The organism is Bacteroidota bacterium, assembly GCA_018692315.1.
Taxonomy (GTDB): domain Bacteria; phylum Bacteroidota; class Bacteroidia; order Bacteroidales; family JABHKC01; genus JABHKC01.
Genome location: JABHKC010000119.1, coordinates 1 through 2,974 on the forward strand (window position 1 = coordinate 1; position 2,974 = coordinate 2,974).

Consider the following 2,974-nt stretch of genomic DNA (forward strand, 5'->3'; position numbering starts at 1 on the left):
ATCCAACTCCAGATGTAGGAGCCGATACTTCAATTTGCGAAAGCGATTTTGTAGAATTAAATTCCGGTTCTTTTGATAGTTATCTTTGGTCAACCGGTGAAACAACGCAATCCATTTTAGTATATACTACTGGAAATTATGGAATTACTGTAATTGATGCAAATGGTTGCGAAAGTTCCGATGCTATTTTTGTAACTGTTGATGATTTGCCAATTGTTGATTTAGGTTCAGATGTTTCAATTTGCGAAGGGGAAAATCATACTTTGGATGCTGGAAATTTCGGTTCAGAATTTTTATGGAGTACTGGTGAAACAACCCAATCAATTGATATTTCAGAAACAGGGCTTTATTCAGCTTCAGTTACAAATGTTGTTGGGTGTTTTGCAGAAGATATATTTCTTCTTATTGTTAATCAAAATCCGACTCCAGATTTAGGAGCCGATACTTCAATTTGCGAAGGCGATTTTGTAGAATTAAATTCCGGTTCTTTTGATAATTATCTTTGGTCAACCGGTGAAACAACGCAATCCATTTTAGTATATACTACTGGAAATTATGGAATTACTGTAATTGATGCAAATGGTTGCGAAAGTTCCGATGCTATTTTTGTAACTGTTGATGATTTGCCGATATTAAATTTAGGTCAGGATGCTTCAATTTGTGATGGTGCATCAATCGTTTTGGATGCAGAAAATTCAGGTTCAACATACATTTGGAGCACAGGCGATACTTCTCAAACAATCACAATAAACCAAACCGGACTTTATTCAGTAACAGTAACAAACATTTCAGCTTGCACTGCGGAAGATGATTTTATGTTGATAGTTAATCAACTACCTACGCCCGATTTAGGTTCTGATGTATCAATTTGTGATGGCGAATTTGTCATACTTGATCCTGGTTCTTTTGAAAATTATTTGTGGTCAGATGGTAATACAACTCAATCAATTTCTGTTGATTTAGCTGGAACATATTCCGTTACCGTAAGCGACGTAAATGGTTGCCAAAATTCAGATACAATTGAAGTTACTATTGATGATTTACCTATTGTTAATTTAGGTTCAGATGCTTCGATTTGTGAAGGAGGGAGTATTCTCTTAGATGCAGAAAATTACGGTTCTCAATTTTTATGGAATACTGGCGAAACAACGCAAAATATTGAAACTTCTTTGGCCGGCACTTATTTTGTATCCGTATCGGATGCTAATGGTTGTGAGAATTTTGATTTTATAAATATTTCAATAAATCCTTTACCGTCAATAGATTTAGGAAATGATTGGTCTATTTGTGAAGAGGAATCTATTGAAATTAGTGCAAATGGTTATTTTTGCGAGTATTTATGGAATACAGATGAAACTACATCTTCAATTTTAGTCAATACAGCAGGATTATTTTCTATTACTGTTACCGATGAAAACTCATGTATAAATTCAGACTATATAGATATTCAAGTAAATGTTGCAAAAGATACTGTATTATTATTTGAAGATTTTTCCAATGGCATACCTTGGCAATGGTCAGTCATTGATTTTGATGGACTTGTACCTAATGTTCAAGTAATTACAAAAATAGATGATGCATGGACAATTTTTAATGACAATTCAAATAATGAAATTATAAGTACTTCATGGTTCGATCAACCAAATCAAGCAGATGATAGAATCATTACTCCAATCATTGACTTATCAGAATCCACAAATAATATAATAAGTTGGAAGGGAAGAGTTTTTGATAACAATTATCCCGATACTTTAGAAATATGGATGTCTGATAATATATTTTTATTGTCAAATTCATCTAACCTTATTAATGAAGCAATTCTATTATTCAAAGGTGCGCTGACAAATGACTATGACCCTGTCCCAATAGAACACAGTATTGAAACAGTCGATTATTCGTCAGTCTATTTCTTATTCAGAAACAACTCGACAGACCAATATATTTTATCTATTGATGATATAAAAATTGAAGGAAAAACAAATTGTTTGTATGAAATTCCAACCCAAAACGAACAAATTTTAGTTAAAGAAAATGATATTGATTTTAATGTATTTCCAAACCCTGCAAATAGTGGAATAACAATATTTTATAAGTCTGACAAAAAGCAAAATACTAATATTTCTATTTACGATATGCTCGGAAAGTGTTTGTATAATAAAAACAAACAAAATATTACAGAAATTAATGAACAAATAAATATTAGCAATTGGAAGCCCGGCATTTATTATATAACATTGTCAAATGATAAAAGATTTACAAAAAGATTGATTGTCTATTAGCGAAATCAATTGTTATAAATGTAATGGCCTTGGAAATCACAGGGCTATTTTTAAAACAATTTTTATTGCTTCTAAAAAGGAGCCATATCAACAAATCAACTATTCCCCAACTCAAACATTATCAATCTCAACCATATCAAATTCGTATAATTTGCAGGAACATTGGAAGCTTAGGGTGAATTTTTTGCTTGCAGATTTTGAAAGATTCTTCAAATGGGAATTCTACTATTGTTGGATTTGTAATTTTTCGTAGGATAGTATCATCAACAGTTTTCATATCGTTTTGCAAATTTCCAACTATCAAAAAATCGTATTTCCCTGAAAGGTAGGATTCTTGTTTCTGGAAAGTTATTTCTTTTTTTTGTCCGGCTTCGATAGTTTTATTAAATTGTTGGTTTACAAAATTATTGCCGAAATCGAGCGAGTATGAAACTGAAAAGTCTGATATTGATTTTAAACTTAGATTTTGAACTTCAACAACAACATCAAATGGTTTGGCTCCTGCATTGCTTTTTTTATTTGTATTTAGAAGTTTTGATTCAAGCAGGCCTCTAAACATCTCAAAATCAAGAATATCACTTATTCTTTCTAAGGGATTTCCAATATTGGATAGGTTTTGATAGGTTTCTTGTTCATCAAATAATCCTCTATTTCCTGTTGTCTTATATTTCTGAATAGCCATAATTGTAAATTTC

Annotated in this window: 2 protein-coding genes; one reads left to right on the plus strand and one right to left on the minus strand. The window is 31.5% G+C overall.

From position 1 onward, the window contains the following. A partial coding sequence (locus HN894_09470; protein MBT7143556.1) for a T9SS type A sorting domain-containing protein occupies nucleotides 1-2,279 on the plus strand: 2,279 nt, incomplete at its 5' end. A 136-nt stretch (nucleotides 2,280-2,415) separates the two neighbouring features. Here HN894_09470 and HN894_09475 read toward each other — a convergent pair. Beyond that, entirely contained in the window at nucleotides 2,416-2,961 is a 546-nt protein-coding gene (locus tag HN894_09475; GenBank protein ID MBT7143557.1) for a hypothetical protein, read from the minus strand. Between the last annotated feature and the right edge of the window lie 13 nt (nucleotides 2,962-2,974).